The organism is Labrys sp. ALF-8 (genome assembly GCF_059699065.1).
Window position 1 is genome coordinate 338723 of the sequence record NZ_AP048538.1, and the last position, 15272, is coordinate 353994.

The following is a 15272-nucleotide window of genomic DNA, read 5'->3' on the forward strand; positions in this document are numbered from 1 at the left end:
GGCGATATCATTATTGGTGCATACTCTTTGATGAATCAGCAAGAAAAATTGCAAACACAGTAGACTTTTGTACTTATGTGCCCATAATTGTTGGAACCAATATGGAAATTGGTCTCATATGAATTCACGAGAACAAGCCATCCAGGGTCTGATCGCTCTGATGAACGGCGGTCGCTATCCCTCCGGTTCCCAGCTTCCGCCGGAACGGGAGTTGATGCTCGAACTGGGCGTGAGCCGCCGGGCCCTGCGCTACGCCCTGGAGATGCTCGAGGCGGAGGGACGCCTGTGGCGCCATGTCGGGAAGGGCACCTTCGTCGGCACCAGGCCGCCCGGGCGTGAGTTGGGCATGTCCCTCGTCACGGCCAGCACCAGCCCGGCCGAACTCATGGATGTCAGCTTGTGGACCGAACCAGCTTTCGCGCGGGTCGCCGCCCTCCGGGCAAGCCGCATGGATATCGACAATCTACGCTATCTTCTCGCTCGGAGCACCGCAGCCCGCGATCCCGTCACCTGGGACATCTGGGACGTTCGCCTGCACCGGGCGATCGCGGAGGCGACCCACAATGCGCTCGCAACGGCGGTGTTCGACAGCCTCAATGCCGTGCGCGACGAGGGTGCATGGCGACATCTGCGCAGCGATCCGACCACTTCGGGGCGTTTCGAAGAGTTGTCCGCCCATCATCGGGAGATCGTCGAGGCGATCGCCGGCCACAATCCGCCGGCCGCGGAGGCGGCAATGCGCCGGCATCTGCACTCGGTCCAGCATGCCCTGCTCCTCTTCGATGAAGAGGACGCTGTTTCCGCCAGCCCATTTCAGGAAGCGATATCATGAGAGATTTTCATTTTCCCGGCCGCTCGCCGGCGCGTGCGACCGAAGCCATGGTCGCCACCTCCCATCCCTTGGCGAGTGCCGCGGCCCTGGCTTTGCTGCGGGAGGGAGGCAATGCCATCGATGCGGCGATCTGCGCCGCTGCGGTCCTTGCCGTGGTCGAGCCGCAGTCGACAGGCATCGGCGGTGATGTCTTCTGTCTCTATGTACCGGGCGGCGAGGGCGAGGTCATCGCCTTCAACGGGGCCGGGAGGGCACCTTCCGGCGCCCATGTCGACTGGTATGAGGAACGAGGGTTCCAGGCCATTCCCACCGACAGTGCGCATGCCGTGACCATTCCAGGCGCCGTCGACGCCTGGTGCCGCCTTTCGGCCGATCATGGCCGCACGCCGCTGGAACGCGTCCTCGCGCCGGCCATCCATTATGCGTGGAATGGCTATGTGGTGCAGGACCGCGTCGGAGCAGACTGGTCGGACGCGCGGGCCCTGCTCGTCCGGGACGAGACGGCCGCACGTATCTTCTTGCCGGCCGGCGCTGTGCCGAAGGCCGGTGACGTGCATCGCCAGCCCGAACTCGCCGAGTCGCTGCGGCGCATCGCCCGGCACGGACGCGGCGGCTTCTACGAAGGCGAGGTGGCGGAGGATCTCGTCTCACGCCTGAAGGCCGGCGGCGGATTGCACACGCTGGAGGATTTCGCGACCGCGCAGGGCAGCTACGCCGCTCCGGTCAAGACAACATATCGCGGCACCGAGATCTGGCAGATGCCTCCCAGCAACCAGGGGCTCACGGCCTTGCTGATGCTGAACCTCCTCTCGGGCTTCGACCTCGCGGGGCTCGACCCCCTGGGAGCGGCGCGCTTCCATCTCGAGATCGAGGCGGGACGGCTGGCCTACCAGGTACGCGATGCCCTGGTCGCCGATCCCGGGCAGGCACGTGTGGACGTCGGTGGGATCCTCTCGAAGACCTACGCCGACAAGCTGCGAGCGAGAATCGCGCCCGACCGGGCCCTTGAACTTCCGCATGCCGTGATGGAGCCCTCCGATACCGTTTATCTTTCGGTGGTGGACGCCGATCGCAACGCAGTCAGCTTCATAAACTCGACCTATTGGTCCTTCGGCAGCGGCCTTGTCGGGCCGAAATCCGGCGTCGTCCTGCAGAATCGCGGTGCGGGCTTCCGGATAGACCGGTCACATCCGAACTGCATCGCTGCGGGCAAGCAGCCCCTGCATACCATCATGCCCGGCATGGCCATGCGCGACGGACGTGTCTTGGCGCCCTTCGGGGTGATGGGCGGCGACTATCAGCCGTTCGGCAATGTCCACGTGCTCACCAACGTCCTCGACTACGGCATGGATCCTCAGGCGGCGATCGATTTTCCCCGGGCGTTCCACAACAGGGGCGGGGCCGTCGTGGAGCGCAGCGTTCCGCCGGCCGTCATGCGCGGGCTGCAGGAGCGCGGTCACCTCGTCGGCATCGCGGAGGAAGCTCTGGGCGGTGGCCAGATGATCGTCATCGACTGGGACAGGGGTACGTTGACCGGCGGCTCGGATCCGCGAAAGGACGGGCTGGCGATCGGATATTGATGAATGGCCTTTTCTTGCACGCTGCCCCTCGCATAGTTGCGAAAGGGCGAAATGCCGTCCGATCCCCACGTCCTTCTAGCCTCGACCAAATTGCCTGGACCGAAATGCGGTTGTCATCATCAGCCGCTTTACTTGGCGGCAGCAGGCCTGTCTCTCAAAGAACTTTGACTGATCGCGCCACGTTGGTTGCGCTGCCTCTCTGATTTTGGCAGCATCAGGGCAATCCGGACATTTCACGGCGTCCGGTGGAGGATTCGCCGCACCGACAATTCCCCGGCTTTCACCAAGGGGGGCGGGGCTTGGCAACTTGTGCGAAGTAAGGGACAAGGAAAAAGACGTCCATGCTTTCATTGTGGGTTATTATTGCGTGCGGGGCGCTTTCCCTCGTCTATGGCATCTGGGCATTCCAGTCGGTAATGGCGCAGCCAGCCGGCACCGCCCGGATGCAGGAAATCGCCGGCTTCGTGCGCGAGGGCGCGCAGGCCTATCTGCGTCGCCAGTACATGACGATTGCGGGCGTCGGCATCGTCATCTTCGCCCTTGTCGCCTACTTCCTGTCCATCCCCAGCGCGATCGGCTTTGCCATCGGCGCGCTGCTGTCGGGTGCGGCGGGCTTCATCGGCATGAACATGTCGGTGCGGGCGAATGTCCGTACCGCGCAGGCCGCGATGAACTCGCTTGGTTCGGGTCTCGAGGTCGCCTTTAAGGCAGGCGCCGTCACCGGCATGCTGGTCGCGGGCCTCGCTCTGCTGGGTGTTGCCGTCTATTACTACGTGCTGACAGGCCCCCTGGGCCTCAGCTTCGCCGATCCCAAGCAGGCCCGCGAGATCATCGACTCGCTCGTGGCTCTTGGCTTCGGCGCCTCGCTGATCTCCATCTTCGCCCGCCTCGGCGGCGGCATCTTCACCAAGGGCGCCGATGTCGGCGGTGATCTCGTCGGCAAGGTCGAGGCCGGCATTCCCGAGGACGATCCACGCAATCCCGCGACCATCGCCGACAACGTCGGCGACAACGTGGGCGACTGCGCGGGCATGGCGGCGGACCTGTTCGAGACCTATGCGGTCACGGTGGTCGCAACCATGGTGCTGGCAGCGATCCTGTTCGCCGGCACGCCGGTGCTCTCCAACGTGCTGCTCTATCCCCTCGGCATCGGCGCGGCCTGCATCGTCACCTCCATCATCGGCACTTTCTTCGTCAAGCTGGGCGCCAACCAGTCGATCATGGGTGCTCTGTACAAGGGCTTCATCGCCTCGGCCGTGCTTTCGATTGGCGGACTTGCGATCGCCACCCACTTCCTGATCGGCTGGGGCGAGGTCGGTACCGTGGCGGGACGCGCCATCACCGGCACTTCCCTGTTCGGCTGCGGCATCGTCGGCCTGCTGGTGACCGGCCTGATCGTCTGGATCACCGAGTATTATACCGGTATCGGCTATCGGCCCGTCCGCGAAATTTCGCAGGCTTCCGTCACCGGCCATGGCACGAACGTCATCCAGGGTCTTGCGGTCTCGCTGGAAGCCACGGCCCTGCCGACGATCGTCATCGTCGCCGGCATCGTCGCCACCTACACCCTGGCAGGCCTCTTCGGTACCGCCGTGGCGGTGACCACGATGCTCGGTCTCGCTGGCATGGTGGTGGCGCTCGACGCCTTCGGTCCCGTCACCGACAATGCCGGCGGCATCGCAGAAATGGCGGGCCTGCCCAAGGAGGTGCGCAAGTCGACGGACGCGCTCGACGCCGTCGGCAACACCACCAAGGCCGTCACCAAGGGCTATGCCATCGGTTCGGCCGGCCTCGGCGCTCTGGTGCTGTTCGCCGCCTATACGTCGGACCTCACCTACTTCTCCTCGAATGCGGCGCAATACCCCTATTTCGAAGGCGTGCAACCCAACTTCTCGTTGGCCAATCCCTTCGTGGTGGTTGGCCTGCTTCTCGGCGGCCTGATCCCCTATCTTTTCGGCGGCATCGCCATGACGGCGGTCGGCAAGGCCGCCTCGGCCATCGTGGAGGAGGTTCGCCGCCAGTTCCGCGAAAAGCCGGGCATCATGAAAGGCACCGACAAGCCCGATTACGGCAAGGCGGTCGACCTGCTGACCCGCGCGGCGATCAGGGAGATGTTGCTTCCCTCGCTGCTGCCGGTTCTCTCGCCCATCGTGATCTACTTCGTCGTTCTCCTGATCACGGGCTCGAAGTCGGACGCCTTTGCGGCGGTGGGCGCGATGCTGCTCGGCGTGATCGTCACGGGCCTCTTCGTCGCCATCTCGATGACGGCGGGCGGCGGCGCCTGGGATAACGCCAAGAAGTCCTTCGAGGATGGCTTCATCGATGCCAACGGCGTCAAGCACCTGAAGGGTTCGGAAGCCCACAAGGCGTCGGTCACCGGCGACACCGTCGGCGATCCCTACAAGGACACGGCGGGTCCGGCCGTGAACCCCGCGATCAAGATCACCAACATCGTGGCCCTGCTGCTGCTGGCGGTCCTCGCCCATCACTGATCGGCGGGACCAGGACAGGATCGAGGGAGGAGGGCGTTTCGCCCTCCTTTTTCATGCCACACACCGCCATTCGGCCGGCGACCGGCCGAGGTGGCGCTGGAAGGCGCGGCTGAATGCCTCCTCGGATCCGTAGCCCACCTCCTCGGCGATGGCCGCCATCTTCATGTCGGTGGAGCGCAGGAGATCGGCCGCGAGCTGCATGCGCCACTCGGCGAGATAGCGTATCGGCGCTTGCCCCAGCATCTCCCTGAAGCGGGCATCGAGTACCGAGCGCGACGTGGCCGCACTGCGCGCCAGTGCCTCCACGGTCCATTTGCGGGATGGCTCGGAATGGAGGAGGGCCAGGGCCCGGCCGATGACGGCATCGCCCGTCGCCGCGAGCCAGCCCCTGCCGCTGGGGTCCTGCTCGCAATGGAGCCTCAGGACTTCCATCAGAAGCAGTTCCGGCAACCGCGACAGCATCATGGCGCTCCCCTGACGGCTCTGGGTGCGCTCCTCCAGCGCATAGTTGACGCAAGCGTCGATCCAGTCGGCCGTCACCCCCTTGGGTGGGCGAACCCGAAAGACAGGAGGCAGGCGGCGCATGAAGGAGTTGAACAGGAGATCGCCGCATTGCAGGTAGCCGCAGACGATGCGCGCCATCTCGCCGCCGCCTTCGACCCGGCAGGTCGGAATGCCCCTCCAAGGCGGAGGCGGCAGGAGCGTGGCGATCGGCACCGGATCCAACGCATCCTGGCTCCCCATCGCATGCTGGTGGGCATGCGGCAGCACCACGATATCGCCCGCCTCTGCCTCGATCCTGAAACCTCCGGCGCTGATCCAGGCGCGGCCTTCCCGGATGATGTGGAAGAGGATGAGGCGCGCGGTACCCGGCGCCAGCAATGCTACGAGGTCCGGGTGCTCGGGGGATGCAAGGGCCCACGGCGCCGAATATTCGCCACGCAGGAATACCGCGCCCGACAGCCGGATGTGGGCGAGAATGTCTGACAGAAGATCAACTCTTTGTGTTGCAACTGCCACATCGGGGGTTTCGATCAGGGGGCTCGGTGTATCGATCATGGTCATTGAGCGGGCTCCGGATGATCCTGTGGTCATTCACGGGGAGCACGTTGCTCCGGTGGAGAAACCAACAATCGGGAGGCACTTATGCCAAAGTACGTAATCGAGCGTGACATGCCTGGCGTGGGCGCGTTGACCCGCCCGGAGTTGCAGGGCGCGTCGCAGAAATCCTGCGCGGTGCTGGGCGCCCTTGGGCCGCAGATCCAATGGATCCATTCCTATGTCACCGACGACAAGATCTATTGCATCTATCTCGCGCCGGACGAAGGCATGGTGCGCGAACATGCCATGCGCGCCGGCTTTCCAGCCAACAAGGTATCACAGGTCAGGACGATCATCGAGCCGATGACGGCCGAAGGATGACGCCGGCCCTGTGAGACCCGGCGGCCGGAGCGTCCGACACATCCGGCCGCCGGACCTTTCGACCGCATTTCGGCGCAGCGACGAAAGGTGCTTCCTGCGATTCCATAACCGGGCCAGAAGGGTCAAACCCGGTCGCAGAGCATCTCGCGGGCTGCGTTGTATCCCGGTGCCCCCGTGACGCCGCCGCCGGGATGGGTGCCGGAACCGCAGATGTAGAGGCCCTTCAGAGGCGTGCGGTAGTCGCCGTAGCCCAGCATTGGGCGCGCGGAAAAGAGCTGGTCGAGCGAGAGCGCGCCGTGGAAGATGTCGCCGCCGACCAGGCCGAAGATGCGTTCGAGGTCGAGAGGCGTGAGCACCTGCCTGGCCAGCACGCTCTGCCTGAAGCCGGGAGCGTAGCGCTCGACCGTATCGATCATCAGGTCCGCGACCTCCTCGCGCCGTACGTCCCAGCTTTCGCCGCCTGGAAGCTGCGGCGCCACATATTGGCAGAACAGGCTCGCCACATGCTGCCCCTTTGGCGCGAGCGTGTCGTCGAGTGTCGAGGGGATGAGCATTTCGACGATGGGCGCCTTGCTCCAGCCGGTGCGCCGGGCATCGATGAAGGCGTCCTCCATATAGGTGAGGCTCGGCGCGATCACGATGCCGGATGTATGCTGCACGCGCTGCTCATGCCCGGGGAGGGCGGTGAAGCTCGGCAGTTCGGACAAGGCGACATTCATGCGCAACACGCCGGAACCGACCTTGAAGCGGCGGATGCGCTCGAGGAAATCGGCGGGGACGGCATCCTCCGGCACGATCTTGTCGAAGAGCAGCCGCGGGCCGATATTGGCGGCCACCGCCTTGGCGCGGACGATGCGTCCGTCTTCCAGCAGCACGGCGGCGGTTGCGCCCTTCTCGACGATGACCTCCTTCACCGGCGCGTCCGTTTCAATCTCCGCGCCGGCCTCGCGGGCGGCGGCGGCCATGGCCTGCGTGATGGCACCCATGCCTCCGATGGCATGGCCCCACGCCCCCTTCTTGCCGTTTACCTCGCCGAAGACATGGTGCAGCAGCACATAGGCCGAGCCGGGCGTGGAAGGCGCAAGATACGCGCCGATGATCGAATCGAAGCCGAACAGGGCCTTGACCTCCTCGCTCTCGAACCAGCTGTCGAGATAGTCGCTGGCCGATTTGGTGAAGAGGTCGAGGAGCACGCGGCGGTGATGCATATCGAGGCGGGACAGACGCCGGCCGAGCTTGCCGGCCCGCAGCAATTCCGGCAGCGAACCGAACCAGCCGTCGTCGGAGACATTGGGCGGGGTCTGCAGGATGAGATCGCGCAGCACGTCCGCGATCGTTTCGATTTCGGCACTGTAGGCGGCAAGGCGCGCGGCATCCCGCCTGCTGAACCTGGCGATCTCCGACTCCGTCCGGCCCTCGCCGGAAAGGATGTAGCGTCCGTCCGGGAAGGGGAAGAAATTGGAGGCCTGGCGTTCCACGATCCGAAGGCCGTGGCGCGCGAGTTCCATGTCGCGGATGATCTTCGGATTGAGAAGGCTGACGGTGTAGGAAGCGACCGAATTGCGAAATCCGGGATGGAATTCCTCGGTCACGGCGGCACCGCCAACGACGGAACGACGCTCCAGGACCTTCACCTTCCGGCCGGCCCGCGCCAGGTAGTAGGCGCAGGTCAGGCCATTGTGACCGCCCCCGATGATGACCGCGTCATAGGTCGTGGGAGCAGGCGCGCTCCCCTGCAGTGATGTGCCAGTCAATCTCGTTCCTCAACGGCATCGCCCCGGTATTTGCTCATTCTTCCCGGTAGGAAGGCGACGCTACTTCAAAGAGGTGCAGCATCAACCGCGTGCGGCGTCAAGTATGCGCTTGCAGTCGTTCAACTCCATCAGGACGGTCTGCAGCCTCCGGCGATCGTCTCGTCCCAATTCGTCCGAAACCGGGCCGGCGCGATCCTCGACGGGCGGGGCTGGGCGACGCTCCGCCCTGACGGGCGGGGCGGCAAGCGAGGAAAGCGGCAGCGACTGCTGGGCGGGCGAGGGCTCGTACTGTTCCGCTTCCTCATCGAGGGCGGGCTCGATATGCTCTTCCGGCAGATCTTCATACTCGCTGGCGGCTTCGGCATGGGCCGGCCCTTCGGCTTCCGGCCATTCGGCGCGCTCGCGGCGGCGTTCTTCCTCATCCGCCCTCGGGATCACGGCAACCGGCGGCACATAATCCTCGTTCTGGGCACGGCCGATCTCGATCACATGGCGATTGCCGCGTTCCTTGAGAATCCGCTGCACGCCCTTGATCGTATAGCCCTCGCCATAGAGGTAGTAGCGGATACCCTTGAGCAGATCGATATCGTCGGGGCGGTAATAACGCCGCCCGCCGCCCCGTTTCAGCGGCTTGATCTGGGTGAATCGTGTTTCCCAGAAACGCAGCACGTGCTGAGGCAGATCGAGATCTTCGGCGACTTCACTGATGGTGCGAAACGCGTCAGGTGCTTTTTCCATGGCCCTGAACTCCTGACCGGAAGGCGGCTAAGTTTGCTCCTCTCCTATCAGTCGTCCGATTCTGTCATAAAAGACAAGTATTTATAACATCTTTCCAACCCAAAACATCACCGCGCGGCATGAGCCAACCCTATCGAGTAACGTTGGGGCGCCTATCGACGGATCGAGCCGGGGGAGGGAGAGCCCGCCATGCTGCGTTTACTCATCCGAAACACCTTCGACGGATTCACCATTGATCTGGGCCTTGAGGATGTTCGATGGCTTGAACACCATAACCCGCCGCGGTGAGATGGGCACTTCCTTCCCGGTCTTCGGATTGCGGCCTATACGCTCGCCCTTGGAGCGCACGACGAAGGAGCCGAAAGAAGACAGCTTGACCGTCTCCCCCCGTTCCAGACAGCTCGAAATCTCATGGAGCACCAGTTCAACGAGCTCCGACGACTCTGTCCGCGACAGGCCGACCTTCTGATAAACGGCTTCACAAAGATCTGCTCTTGTGACGGTATTTCCCGCCATCGCTTTCATGCCCCTCGCTGGACAGACCCCTCCCTGACAAGGGCAGGCTGTTGGTTGTTCGATCACCGCAGCTACAGATTACGCGATTGAACCATGTTCAATATCCGGCAATGACCGTAGCACCGCCGTGAAATCCATTCCGCAATCCTCTCCAGTGTGGCCAGGATTCAAGTCCCGACTCTATGTCACTGAAAACGCGAAGCTATTGACGAATTGAACGCAGGTCAACCTCCAATCGAAGCCGGATGCGTTCCCCTCGCCATGACACGCATGATCATCACGTGCCGATATGCAACCGTGCAGGAATACCGCTCCATGCGCCCATCTCTGCCACGGGCACCGGTCATTTACCGCAGCGGCTGCGGCTCATATCCGCGAGGCAGGCATGGTCCGAAGGCTGGAAATCATCACCAGCGGATGAGCGCGGCGCCCCAAGTGAACCCGCCGCCCATGGCCTCGAGCAGCACCAGGTCCCCCTTCTTGATACGCCCGTCCTTGACGGCGACATCAAGCGCGAGGGGAATCGAGGCCGAGGAGGTGTTGGCGTGGTCGGCCACGGTGAGCACCACCTTCTCCGGTGCTAGGCCGAGCTTCTCGGCAGTAGCGCGGATGATGCGGACATTGGCCTGGTGCGGTACGAACCAGTCGACGGCATCGAAGGGAAGGCCGACATCGTCGAGCGTGTCGTGCAGGATCTGGGGCACCATGCCCACGGCGAGCTTGAAGACCTCCTTGCCGTCCATGCGCAGCTTTCCGACCGTGCCGGTGCTGGAGGCGCCGCCATCGACGTAGAGCTTCGACTTGTGGGTGCCGTCCGAGCGCAGCCGAGCAGCCAGCACGCCCTCGTCATGGATCGAGCCGTCGCCCATGGTGGCTTCGAGCACGACGGCGCCGGCACCGTCGCCGAAAAGCACGCATGTCGTGCGGTCGGTCCAGTCCAGAATGCGTGAATAGGTCTCGGCACCGATCACCAGCGCATGCTTGGCCGAACCGGAGCGCAGGAAGTTGTCGGCGATGGTGAGGCCATAGACGAAGCCGGTGCACACTGCCTGCACGTCGAAGGCGGCTCCGCCCGTCATGCCGATATTGGCCTGGACGGTCGTCGCGGTCGCGGGGAAGGTGTTGTCAGGTGTCGAGGTCGCCAGCACGATCAGGTCGATGTCCGAGCCCTTGAGTCCGGCGTCGGCCAGGGCCCTCTGGGCCGCCTTGGTGGCGAGGTCCGACGTGAACTCGCCCTCGGCCGCCTGATGCCGGGCCCGGATGCCGGTGCGCTGCACGATCCATTCGTCGGACGTGTCCACCACCTTGGCGAGGTCTTCATTGGTGACGCGCTTTTCCGGGAGATAGGAACCGATACCCCGGATCACGGAACGAAGCGTTGCCATTATGCTGCGTCCGGGTTGGCTGCGGCTGCGGCCGTCACTGCACGGTGGTCGAAGCTGAGGCTTTCGGTGATCTTCTTCATCAAGTCTTGTTTCACCATATCGTAGGCCAGCCCGATGGCCGCCGCATAGCCCTCGGCATTGGCGCTGCCGTGGCTCTTGATGACGATGCCGTTGAGGCCGAGGAAGACACCGCCGTTGACGCGGTTGGGGTCGAGCTTTTCACGCAGGGCCTGGAAGGCACCGCGTGCAAAGAGATAGCCGATGCGCGCCATGAGCGTGCGCGACATCGCCGAGCGAAGATAGGAAGCGATCTGCTTGGCCGTGCCCTCGGCAGTCTTGAGGGCGATATTGCCGGCGAAGCCTTCGGTGACCACCACATCCACCGTGCCCTTGCCGAGATCGTCGCCTTCGACGAAACCGTGATAGGTCAGGTCCGGCAGGCTGGTCTCGCGCAGGATGCGGCCGGCCTCGCGGACCATTTCGAGGCCCTTGACCTCCTCGACGCCGACATTGAGGAGGCCGACCGTCGGCCTTTCGACGCCGAGCACGATGCGGGCCATGGCCGCGCCCATCACCGCCATGTCGATCAAGGCATCCGAATCGGCGCCTATCGAGGCGCCGCAGTCGAGCACGATCGATTCCCCGCGCAGCGTAGGCCAGAGCGCGGCGATGGCGGGGCGGTCGATCTCCGCCAGCGTTCGTAGGCAGAAGCGCGCCATCGCCATCAGGGCGCCGGTGTTGCCGGCCGAGACGGTGGCGTCGGCCTCGCCCTTGTTGATCGCGTCGATGGCCAGCCACATCGAGGATTTCTTGCGGCCGTAGCGCAGGGCATGGCTCGGCTTGTCGTCCATCCTGATGGCGATGTCGGTATGGTGGATGCTCGAGACCGACGCTAGTTTCGGGCGCGCGTCGAGCAGCGGACGGATCGCCTGCTCGTCGCCATAGAACAGGAAGCTGAGTTCGGGATGGTGCGCGAGCGCGACTTCGGCGCCGGGAACGACGACCGTGGGGCCGTGATCGCCGCCCATCGCATCAAGGGCGATACGAATTTTCGAAGCCCGATTGTCGGAAGCCATGAATCGCTCGAGAGCCCTGTTTCGTCTATCCGCCGCGCGCGGTTTGAAGGCGCTGCGTTTTGCAGCAAAAGACCATGCACCACAAGAGTGTAAGGAGGGATGATGGCCGGAAATTCGGCCAAGCCTCCGCACACAGCCTTGTCGACTGGCTGATTCTCGCGTCAGAAAGATGATGATTTTGACGATTCTGGGGAGAAACGCGGCACATGAGCGCAAGCACCCCTCGTATCGTCAGGAAACGCTCGTGGATACCGGCCGCTCGCGCTGCTCAGCATTCCACCGCGTTGACGGCGAGGCCGCCCTGCGAGGTCTCCTTGTACTTGGACTGCATGTCCGCGCCCGTCACGCGCATGGTGGTGATCACCTGGTCGAGGCTGACCTTGTGGGTGCCGTCGCCGCGCAGGGCGAGGGAGGCGGCAGCGATGGCCTTGTTGGCGCCAAAGGCATTGCGTTCGATGCATGGGATCTGCACGAGGCCCCCGATGGGGTCGCACGTCATGCCCAGGTGGTGTTCCATGCCGATCTCGGCCGCATTCTCCACCTGCTCGATGGTGCCGCCCAGCGCGGCGGCGAGTCCGCCCGCCGCCATCGAAGCCGCCACCCCGACCTCGCCTTGGCAGCCGACCTCGGCACCCGAGATGGAGGCGTTCATCTTGAACAGCATGCCGATGGCCGCGGCGGTGAGCAGGAACTCGTCCGCGCCTTCCTCGCTGAAGTCGCAGAAGTCGCGATAGTAGCGAAGAACCGCCGGCACGATGCCCGCCGCGCCGTTGGTGGGGGCCGTCACCACGCGCCCGCCAGCGGCATTCTCCTCGTTGACGGCGATGGCGTAGAGCGAGACCCAGTCCATCACCTCGTGCGGCGCGCGGACATTGCGGCCGATATCGGTAAGCAGGCGGTCATGCAGCGCTTTGGCGCGGCGCTTCACGCGCAGCCCGCCCGGCAGTTCGCCCTCCAGGCTCATGCCGCGGTCGATGGCGGCGTCCATCACGGCGCGTATGCGCGCGAGGCGCTCGCGGATCGCGGCCTCCGTCTGGTTCGCCTTCTCGTTCGCCATCACGATGCCGCCGATCGTGAGGCCATGCTGCGTGCCGATGCGCAGGAGGTCGGCACCGCTCTTGAAAGGGTGGGGGGCTTCCACGGCGGCCTGCGCAACCGCGCTCTCGCCTTCGGCCAGGACGAACCCGCCGCCGATCGAGAAAAAGAACTCGGTGAACAGCGCCGTGCCGTCCTCGTCCCAGGCCGTGAAGGAGAGCGTGTTGGGATGGCCCTTCGCCGGGGTCTTGCGGTCGAAGACGATGTCGCGATTGCGCTCGAAACTCATGGCGCGACGCCCGCCCAGCGCCAGCATGCCCTTGGCGGTGGCCTCCTCGACGATGGTGGCGACGGCTTCGGGATCGACCGTCTCGGGTTCCTCGCCGGAGAGGCCCAGGATCACGGCGATGTCGGTGGCGTGTCCGTGGCCGGTCCAGGCGAGCGAGCCGTAGAGCGTGGTCTCGACGCGATGCGTGTGGACGAAGTGCCCCCGCTGGCGCAGGGACTGCACGAAGCGGCCCGCCGCGCGCATCGGGCCGACGGTATGCGAGGAGGAGGGCCCGATGCCGATTTTGAAGATGTCGAAGACACTGATCATCGGCAGAAAGTTCCCCTGAAACGCCGCTGTCATTGGAGTGCAGCAATCGAAACGCGCCGTCTGCGGACGGCTCGTAACAAATATTACATCCATTTTCGTTGCACAGGAAACTTGCGCGGCGGAGCTTGAATTGCTACCCCAAAACCGACGCCGGTTTAGCTCAGCTGGTAGAGCAACCGCCTTGTAAGCGGTAGGTCGCGTGTTCGATTCACGCAACCGGCACCATATTCCATTTTAATTTCAATCGTTTGGTATCAGCGGGCATATTGCTCAGAGCTTTTTTGCCGGAATAGTCGGTCGTCATTCCGATGAGAGACCGTTTTTGTTCGGAAGTTTGATGCCTACCGGCCACCTTTCGGGTGACCAGGCACTTCTTTGCCACCTTGGTGGACTGCCTCCCGGTGACCTTAATATAGCTCCTCGCGACAGCGGATTGCTGGCGCGACTGGGTGCAGATTTCTGCGTCGTCGTCCCTCCGTCAGGCCGCCTACGGCGGCGTGGTCGCCTTCTCGATCCTGGCACACGTGCGGCGCGGAAGTCGTCAAGTCCATGACTACCCGCAGGCGGGGCCGGAAATGAAGAATGCGGTGGCATCGTCAGGTCTTGTGGGCGGGAGTTGCTGCGTCATCACCGCTGTGCCGGGAGGTATCGGGCGATCTTCTACGGCAAGCGGCAGCACAAGCCGACCGTGGCGGCCAAACTTGGTGGGAGCCTGGAGGCAATGGCGAGAAGGTAGGCGAGCTTTCCGAGACGATCGAACGGCATGTGCGCGACGGCAACAAGGACGTGGCGCGCTTCGTGACGAGGTACTGGCGAGGCTCCGCGAGATCGATAGCAAGGCAACCGGCAACGGCAAGGCGCTCCCGGAACCGAAGGGACTGGTTTCGTCGTTGATGCTGACGCGAGGTCGTTAGGGTGTTCGTACTGGGGGCATTGAAGTATTTGGGGATGTTTCGCCGCTTCCCGCGACATCGTAAACGGGATGCGCAGGTTTTGAGCCCCTCAGTTCTTTGGACCGGAGGGGCAGTTTTGGTTTTTGGAGGTGCGCGGCCCATCCAAAGAAATTCACTTAGTGATGCAAAAAAGATACAGCATAAATCATGCTCTTCATGGTAAATAACTTTGGTAGTTCATTTTGTGGGGGGATGAGTAATGAAACGTCTGCTTATTGCCGCTTCCACCTTGGCTATTGTTTCCGGCACCGCGACCGCTGCCGATTTGGCGCCGCAGCCTGTCGAGCCCGTGGTCCCAGTAATTGTCCCCTTCAGCTGGACGGGATTTTACGCGGGCGTGCACGCCGGTGCAGTTTTCACGAACTCCTCAGCCAGGGTCGGTGGCGTAGATTTCAATAGCCTCGACAATACGGGCTTCATCGGCGGCGCACACCTCGGGTACAACTATCAATTCGATGGCGGCTTCGTGGTGGGTCTCGAGGGCGACATCGACTATACGAGCCTGGACAAGGATACGAGCACCGTTCTTGGTGGAACACTCTTCACGGCAAATATCAAGAGCGAGTGGCAGGGCTCGATCCGGGCTCGCGTTGGATACGCTTTTGATCGCTTCCTGCCTTATATTACTGGCGGCGTTGCGTTCGGGGATGAGAAGTTCACAGCGGTTCAAACTGTTCCGTTCGCTCGCGTTTCGAACAGTGACACTCGAACCGGTTGGACCATCGGTGCGGGCCTTGAGTATGCCCTGACCGACAATTGGCTTTTGCGCGGCGAGGTCCGTTACACCGACTTTGGGCACAATTCCTTCACGAACCTAGGCGTTCCCGCACGTGTGAAGCTGAACGAGGTGTCGACGACACTTGGTGTCAGCTACAAGTTCTGACCAGAAAC

12 protein-coding genes and 1 tRNA gene are annotated in these 15272 nt (G+C 63.5%); 6 read left to right on the forward strand and 7 right to left on the reverse strand.

The annotated features are described in order from the left end of the window. The first annotated feature begins 118 nt into the window (after window positions 1-118). From AC6H34_RS21400 to AC6H34_RS21410, 3 genes are all read left to right on the forward strand, one after another. Window positions 119-832, forward strand: a complete 714-nt coding sequence (locus AC6H34_RS21400) for a FadR/GntR family transcriptional regulator (RefSeq protein WP_448146977.1) — start codon at window positions 119-121, stop codon at window positions 830-832. After that, complete coding sequence (gene ggt, locus AC6H34_RS21405; RefSeq protein WP_497540141.1) at window positions 829-2412, forward strand: gamma-glutamyltransferase; 1584 nt, start codon at window positions 829-831, stop codon at window positions 2410-2412. The genes AC6H34_RS21400 and ggt overlap by 4 nt, the downstream gene beginning before the upstream one ends. A 341-nt stretch (window positions 2413-2753) precedes the next feature. Beyond that, the gene (locus AC6H34_RS21410; RefSeq protein ID WP_497540142.1) at window positions 2754-4904 is read left to right on the forward strand and encodes a sodium-translocating pyrophosphatase; all 2151 of its coding nucleotides are present in this window, start codon (window positions 2754-2756) and stop codon (window positions 4902-4904) included. A 51-nt stretch (window positions 4905-4955) separates the two neighbouring features. Here the strand turns inward: AC6H34_RS21410 and AC6H34_RS21415 are convergent, their stop codons facing one another. Continuing rightward, a complete protein-coding gene (locus AC6H34_RS21415; protein WP_497540143.1) occupies window positions 4956-5969 on the reverse strand; it encodes an AraC family transcriptional regulator in 1014 nt (337 codons plus the stop codon). An 81-nt stretch (window positions 5970-6050) separates the two neighbouring features. On the opposite strand from AC6H34_RS21415, the gene AC6H34_RS21420 reads away from it, so the two are divergent. Then, complete coding sequence (locus AC6H34_RS21420; protein WP_448146981.1) at window positions 6051-6326, forward strand: DUF4242 domain-containing protein; 276 nt, start codon at window positions 6051-6053, stop codon at window positions 6324-6326. A gap of 122 nt (window positions 6327-6448) precedes the next feature. On the opposite strand, the gene AC6H34_RS21425 is transcribed toward AC6H34_RS21420, so the two are convergent. The 6 genes from AC6H34_RS21425 to AC6H34_RS21450 form a co-directional block, all read right to left on the reverse strand. Continuing rightward, on the reverse strand, window positions 6449-8080 hold the full coding sequence (locus tag AC6H34_RS21425; RefSeq protein WP_497540144.1) for a phytoene desaturase family protein: 1632 nt from the start codon (window positions 8078-8080) through the stop codon (window positions 6449-6451). Between the two features lie 81 nt (window positions 8081-8161). Beyond that, entirely contained in the window at window positions 8162-8818 is a 657-nt protein-coding gene (locus AC6H34_RS21430) for a MerR family transcriptional regulator (protein ID WP_497540145.1), read from the reverse strand. Window positions 8819-9016: 198 nt separating this feature from the next. Then, complete coding sequence (locus AC6H34_RS21435) at window positions 9017-9334, reverse strand: integration host factor subunit alpha (protein ID WP_448151259.1); 318 nt, start codon at window positions 9332-9334, stop codon at window positions 9017-9019. Between the two features lie 407 nt (window positions 9335-9741). After that, window positions 9742-10719 (reverse strand): beta-ketoacyl-ACP synthase III, encoded by a 978-nt coding sequence (locus AC6H34_RS21440; RefSeq protein WP_448146984.1) that lies wholly within the window; start codon window positions 10717-10719, stop codon window positions 9742-9744. Next, entirely contained in the window at window positions 10719-11795 is a 1077-nt protein-coding gene (gene plsX, locus AC6H34_RS21445; RefSeq protein WP_497540146.1) for a phosphate acyltransferase PlsX, read from the reverse strand. Before plsX ends, AC6H34_RS21440 begins: the two co-directional genes overlap by 1 nt. Before the next feature lie 268 nt (window positions 11796-12063). After that, window positions 12064-13428: an L-serine ammonia-lyase gene (locus AC6H34_RS21450; RefSeq protein ID WP_497540147.1), complete on the reverse strand. Its 1365-nt coding sequence runs from the start codon at window positions 13426-13428 to the stop codon at window positions 12064-12066. A 149-nt stretch (window positions 13429-13577) separates the two neighbouring features. Between AC6H34_RS21450 and AC6H34_RS21455 the strand changes: the two genes are divergently transcribed. Together AC6H34_RS21455 and AC6H34_RS21460 are read left to right on the forward strand one after the other, a co-directional pair. Beyond that, window positions 13578-13653, forward strand: a tRNA-Thr gene (locus tag AC6H34_RS21455). Between the two features lie 927 nt (window positions 13654-14580). Further along, window positions 14581-15264 (forward strand): outer membrane protein, encoded by a 684-nt coding sequence (locus AC6H34_RS21460; RefSeq protein WP_448146987.1) that lies wholly within the window; start codon window positions 14581-14583, stop codon window positions 15262-15264. Window positions 15265-15272: the final 8 nt, after the last annotated feature.

Excerpts from the sequence above, each read along its gene's own strand:
- AC6H34_RS21400 (WP_448146977.1), top strand. The coding sequence starts at position 119 with ATGAATTCACGAGAACAAGCCATCCAGGGTCTGATCGCTCTGATGAAC.
- ggt (WP_497540141.1), top strand. The coding sequence starts at position 829 with ATGAGAGATTTTCATTTTCCCGGCCGCTCGCCGGCGCGTGCGACCGAA.
- AC6H34_RS21410 (WP_497540142.1), top strand. The coding sequence starts at position 2,754 with ATGCTTTCATTGTGGGTTATTATTGCGTGCGGGGCGCTTTCCCTCGTC.
- AC6H34_RS21415 (WP_497540143.1), bottom strand. The coding sequence starts at position 5,969 with ATGACCATGATCGATACACCGAGCCCCCTGATCGAAACCCCCGATGTG.
- AC6H34_RS21420 (WP_448146981.1), top strand. The coding sequence starts at position 6,051 with ATGCCAAAGTACGTAATCGAGCGTGACATGCCTGGCGTGGGCGCGTTG.
- AC6H34_RS21430 (WP_497540145.1), bottom strand. The coding sequence starts at position 8,818 with ATGGAAAAAGCACCTGACGCGTTTCGCACCATCAGTGAAGTCGCCGAA.
- AC6H34_RS21435 (WP_448151259.1), bottom strand. The coding sequence starts at position 9,334 with ATGGCGGGAAATACCGTCACAAGAGCAGATCTTTGTGAAGCCGTTTAT.
- AC6H34_RS21440 (WP_448146984.1), bottom strand. The coding sequence starts at position 10,719 with ATGGCAACGCTTCGTTCCGTGATCCGGGGTATCGGTTCCTATCTCCCG.
- plsX (WP_497540146.1), bottom strand. The coding sequence starts at position 11,795 with ATGGCTTCCGACAATCGGGCTTCGAAAATTCGTATCGCCCTTGATGCG.
- AC6H34_RS21450 (WP_497540147.1), bottom strand. The coding sequence starts at position 13,428 with ATGATCAGTGTCTTCGACATCTTCAAAATCGGCATCGGGCCCTCCTCC.
- AC6H34_RS21460 (WP_448146987.1), top strand. The coding sequence starts at position 14,581 with ATGAAACGTCTGCTTATTGCCGCTTCCACCTTGGCTATTGTTTCCGGC.